This window comes from Marinobacter sp. UBA2498, from assembly GCF_002341575.1.
In the GTDB taxonomy this organism is placed as follows: domain Bacteria; phylum Pseudomonadota; class Gammaproteobacteria; order Pseudomonadales; family Oleiphilaceae; genus Marinobacter; species Marinobacter manganoxydans.
In genome coordinates this window covers 8,405-13,469 of record NZ_DDOI01000064.1, presented here as the reverse complement: position 1 = coordinate 13,469, position 5,065 = coordinate 8,405, and the positions used below count along the sequence as shown (strand labels likewise).

At 56.1% G+C, this 5,065-nt stretch carries 6 protein-coding genes; 5 read left to right on the top strand and 1 reads right to left on the bottom strand.

The annotated features are described in order from the left end of the window. The 5 genes from B2W52_RS08460 to sthA form a co-directional block, all read left to right on the top strand. The coding region (locus tag B2W52_RS08460; RefSeq protein ID WP_286802460.1) for an Rnf-Nqr domain containing protein at nt 1–303 on the top strand (303 nt) is incomplete at its 5' end. 37 nt (nt 304–340) lie between these two features. Further along, nucleotides 341–1,567, top strand: coding sequence for an NADH:ubiquinone reductase (Na(+)-transporting) subunit F (nqrF, locus tag B2W52_RS08455; RefSeq protein WP_008175061.1), 1,227 nt, complete (start codon nt 341–343; stop codon nt 1,565–1,567). A gap of 9 nt (nt 1,568–1,576) precedes the next feature. Next, nucleotides 1,577–2,626, top strand: coding sequence for an FAD:protein FMN transferase (locus B2W52_RS08450; RefSeq protein WP_008175059.1), 1,050 nt, complete (start codon nt 1,577–1,579; stop codon nt 2,624–2,626). A gap of 12 nt (nt 2,627–2,638) precedes the next feature. Further along, complete coding sequence (nqrM, locus tag B2W52_RS08445; RefSeq protein ID WP_008175057.1) at nt 2,639–2,887, top strand: (Na+)-NQR maturation NqrM; 249 nt, start codon at nt 2,639–2,641, stop codon at nt 2,885–2,887. A 58-nt stretch (nt 2,888–2,945) separates the two neighbouring features. Then, nucleotides 2,946–4,337, top strand: coding sequence for a Si-specific NAD(P)(+) transhydrogenase (gene sthA / locus B2W52_RS08440; protein WP_286802454.1), 1,392 nt, complete (start codon nt 2,946–2,948; stop codon nt 4,335–4,337). A 71-nt stretch (nt 4,338–4,408) separates the two neighbouring features. Here sthA and B2W52_RS08435 read toward each other — a convergent pair. After that, nucleotides 4,409–5,065 (bottom strand): glycerophosphodiester phosphodiesterase (locus tag B2W52_RS08435; RefSeq protein ID WP_286802452.1); only part of this gene is annotated, 657 nt, incomplete at its 5' end.

The following is a 5,065-nucleotide window of genomic DNA, read 5'->3' as shown; positions in this document are numbered from 1 at the left end:
GACAAGTATATCCCGGCACTCTACGCCGCTCTGGGTGTGTTCCTGCCACTGATTACAGTGAACTGCGCCATTCTGGGTGCCTCGCTGTTCATGGTGGAGCGTGACTACACCTTCGGCGAGAGTGTGGTGTATGGCTTCGGCGCCGGCCTTGGCTGGGCCCTGGCGATCATCGCCCTGGCGGGTATTCGCGAGAAGCTGAAGTACAGTGACGTTCCGGAAGGCCTGCGTGGTCTGGGTATCACCTTCATTACCGTTGGTCTGATGTCCCTGGGCTTCATGTCCTTCTCCGGTATCTCACTGTAATTCACCCGGTGATTCGGTTTAACGAAAAGGCGAGACCATGAATACAGAAATTATTCTCGGCGTGGTCATGTTCACCGTTATCGTTCTGGCCCTGGTCGCAGTGATTCTTGCGGCCCGGTCCAGGCTGGTAAGCACCGGTGATGTGACCATTGAGATCAACGATGATCCCGAACACACGCTGAAGACCGAAGCCGGCGGCAAGCTGCTCGGTACTCTGGCTAACAGTGGTATTTTCCTGTCCTCTGCCTGCGGTGGCGGCGGTACCTGCGCCCAGTGCAAGTGCAAGGTTCTCGAGGGCGGCGGTGCCATGCTGCCAACAGAGAAGACCCACTTCACCAATCGTGAAGAGAAAGAGGGCTGGCGCCTGTCCTGCCAGGTTCCTGTAAAACAGGACATGAAGGTGGAAGTGCCGGAAGAGTTCTTTGGCGTCAAGAAGTGGGAATGCGAGGTTGTCTCCAACCACAACGTGGCCACCTTCATCAAAGAGCTGGTGCTCAAGCTGCCGGAAGGCGAGGAAGTTGACTTCCGGGCCGGCGGTTACGTTCAGCTCGAGTGTCCTCCCTACGAGATCGACTTCAAGGATTTCGATATCGAGGAAGAGTTCCACGAAGACTGGGACAAGCACAACATCTGGCGCTACAAGGCGGTCAACAAGGAAGAGACCATCCGGGCCTATTCCATGGCAAACTATCCGGAAGAGAAGGGTGTTCTCAAGTTCAACATCCGTATCGCCACGCCGCCTCCGGGCACTGACCACAATCCGGGCATCATGTCGAGCTACGTGTTCAACCTGAAGCCGGGCGACAAGGTCACCGTTATGGGGCCGTTCGGTGAGTTCTTCGCCAAGAAGACCGATGCCGAAATGGTATTCATTGGTGGCGGTGCCGGTATGGCGCCTATGCGTTCCCACATCTTCGATCAGCTCAAGCGTCTGAACTCCAAGCGCAAGATCAGCTTCTGGTATGGCGCACGAAGTGTTCGCGAGATGTTCTATGTGGAAGATTTCGACGGGCTTCAGGAAGAAAACGACAACTTCGAGTGGCATGTCGCACTTTCCGATGCGTTGCCCGAGGACAATTGGCAGGGCCCGACCGGGTTTATTCATAACGTGTTGTATGAAAACTATCTGAAGGACCACCCGGCTCCGGAAGACTGTGAATACTACATGTGTGGGCCCCCAATCATGAACGCGTCCTGCATCAAGATGCTGAAAGATCTGGGTGTAGAGGATGAAAACATCATGCTGGATGACTTTGGAGGCTAAGCAGTTCTGATGACATTCAGCATTGTACGACCCGCCAGGGTGGCCCTGGCCAGCGCTTTTACAGCGCTGGCCTTTGCCGTTCTGGCGGGTTGTTCGTTTGAGCCAGAGGAAAAAATCTGGGAAATCTCCGGACCTGTCTTCGGCACCAGCTACCACATCAATGTCGTATTGACCGAGGATCAGGAGAGGCTTGAAACTCTGGCCAGCGGTATCGATGAGGTGCTCGAAGGGGTTGATGCGTCAATGTCGACCTGGCGCGAGGATTCGGAGCTGTCCCGTTTCAATCAACGATCCGATCAATCCGAGTGGGTTCCGGTGTCAGCGGACTTGCTCCGTGTTCTTCAGAAGGCTGAAGAGATCTCAACGATGACCGCTGGTGCCTTTGATGTGACCATCGGCCCGGTGGTAAATCTTTGGGGGTTCGGCCCCGAGGCGCGCCCGGAGCAGATTCCGTCAGAAGAATCTCTCTCCAGGGCTCTTGCCGCCACTGGCTTCGAGAAGCTCGAGCTGCGGGTCGATCCGCCCGCCGTGCGTGCGACACCACCGCAATATGTGGATCTGTCGGCTATCGCCAAGGGATACGGTGTAGATGCGGTTGCCCGTTTTCTTGAGAGCGAAGGCGTGGAGGCGTACCTGGTGGAGATTGGCGGAGAGGTTAGCGTCAATGGCCGTAAACCTGATGGCAGCACCTGGCGACTGGCCATAGAACAGCCGATGGCGGAAGGGCGCGCGGTAAACCGCGTGGTGGCGCTGGAATCACGTGCTATGGCAACATCAGGTGATTATCGTAATTATTACGAATCGGAAGGGCGTCGGTATTCCCATACAATAGATCCTGAAACGGGTGAGCCAATTGCTCACAAGCTGGCATCAGTAACCGTTATCGCGGACGATTGTATGACGGCAGATGCTCTGGCAACCGGTTTTAATGTGATGGGCTACGAGCGGGCAAATGAGCTCGCGGTAAGGGAAAATATCCCGGCCTATTTTATTGTCAGGACGGATGAAGGCTTCGAGACGCACCAGACGCCGGCCTTTTCGTCCTACGTGACTCAATGAGGGGAGGGCAACATGGGTACCTTTCTTTTGGTTCTTTTCATCGTGGTTTTGCTGGTTGCAGCCATGTCTATTGGCGTGATCCTCGGGCGCAAGCCCATCAGCGGAACCTGCGGCGGTATTGGCGCGCTTGGTATCAGCCAGTCCTGTGATATCTGCGGTGGTAATACCCAGAAGTGCGAAGAAGAAAACGAACGGTTGGCCAACGAGGGTAAAGAGCCCGAGGCTCTGGCTTACGACGCCAGCAAGGCCAGCAAGCACTGATCTGTTTTTGACAATTACAACCATCTTTTCACGACGTAGATAAGGAGTCACTGCGCGCATGGCAGAACATCATTACGACGTCGTCGTTATCGGCGCCGGTCCGTCCGGCGAAGGCGCGGCGATGAATGCGACGAAACACGGCAAACGTGTCGCGATCATCGAAGACAAGCCTACCGTTGGCGGGAACTGCACCCACTGGGGCACCATTCCTTCCAAGGCGCTGCGCCACTCCGTCAAACAGATCATTACGTTCAACACCAACCAGATGTTCCGGGATATCGGGGAGCCTCGCTGGTTCTCTTTCCCGCGAGTGCTTCAGAATGCCCAGAAGGTCATCGGCAAGCAGGTCAAGCTCCGGACGCAGTTCTACTCTCGCAATCGCGTGGATTTGATAAACGGCCGGGCCTTTTTTGTCGACCAGAACCGCATAGAAGTCCGGGGTAGCAAGTCCTCCGAGACGCTGCACTTCAAGCAGGCGATCATCGCCACCGGTTCCAGGCCCTACCTGCCACCCGATGTGGACTTCCGTCATCACCGTATCTATAACTCCGACACCATTCTGAACCTGTCTCACACGCCTCGCACACTGATTATTTATGGCGCTGGCGTCATAGGGTCAGAGTACGCCTCGATCTTTGCGGGCCTGGGTGTAAAAGTCGACCTGATCAACCCGGGTAGCCGGCTGTTGTCCTTCCTGGATGACGAGATCTCCGACGCCCTGAGTTACCACCTGCGGAATAATGGCGTTCTGGTTCGCCACAACGAGCAGTACGAGTCGGTTGTGGGCGACGACCACGGTGTGGTGTTGTCGCTTCATTCGGGCAAGAAAATCCGTGCGGATGCATTCCTGTGGTGCAATGGTCGCAGCGGGAACACCGAGAAGCTGGGCCTCGAAAATATCGGTCTGGAACCCAATGGCCGTGGGCAACTGGCCGTTGACGAGCACTATCGCACCGAAGTGGACAACATCTACGCGGCGGGCGACGTGATCGGCTGGCCAAGTCTGGCAAGCGCCGCTTATGACCAGGGCCGCTCTGCATCCTCGGATATTGTGGATGACGCATACTTCCGCTTTGTGTCGGATGTGCCGACCGGGATCTACACCATTCCGGAAATCAGTTCCGTTGGTAAAACCGAGCGCGAACTGACGGAAGCCAAGGTGCCCTACGAGGTTGGACAGGCGTTCTTCAAGGATCTTGCCCGTGCCCAGATTACCGGAGAAGCGGTAGGAATGCTGAAAATTCTGTTTCACCGGGAAACCCGTCAGATTCTGGGTATCCACTGTTTCGGTGACCAGGCGGCGGAAATCGTCCACATCGGCCAGGCGATCATGAATCAGGAAGGAGAGGCCAACTCCCTGAACTACTTCATCAATACCACGTTCAACTATCCGACCATGGCGGAAGCCTACCGTGTCGCGGCGTTGAACGGTCTGAACCGGATCTTTTAACGGGGCAGGCCACACCAGGGGTCAGAAGAAAGCCTACGACTGACCCCGGCTTAACCTTCCATATCCCGAATTCAGCCCGCTGACAGGGCCTCTTTACTGGCCGACACCCCGGCGTGACTCTGTGGCAATGACAGGGCTGACCTGGCCCTGTTGTCGAAGAATATGCGGGTGCTGGTGGGATAGTCAGTGATGATGCTGTCCACGCCCATTTCTTCCAGTTGCAACATGTCGTGAATCCGGTTCACCGTCCAGGTGGACACGTGCATGCCCTTTCGATGGGCTTTTTCAACCAGCGCTTTCGAGCAAAGCTTCCAGTTGATGCAGAGATACTCACAGCCGAGTTGGCCCGCAATGCTCAAGGGGCGCGGGAATTTGCGCTCTGCGACCAGGCCGATGCGGATGTTCTTGTTCCGCCGCCGGATCTGTTTCAGAAACCAGGTGTCGGAAGAGGTTATGGCCACCGTCTGATACAGATTGCGTCGCTGTATAACCTCTGTCAGGCGATTGCTGAGAATGTTCAGGCGCTGACGCGTGTCTTTTTTGACTTCCAGTTGCAGGTGTTCGAGGTCGTCGAACCGGTCCAGAAGGTCTTCCAGCGCGGGAATTCCCGTGGGTGTGGGCCAGGAGCTGGTGTTTCTTCGCGCATCCATGGCAGCCAGTTCGGCGGCCGTGTACTGACTGATACTGCCTTTCTGGCTGGTCGTGCGGTCAACCGAAAGATCGTGCAC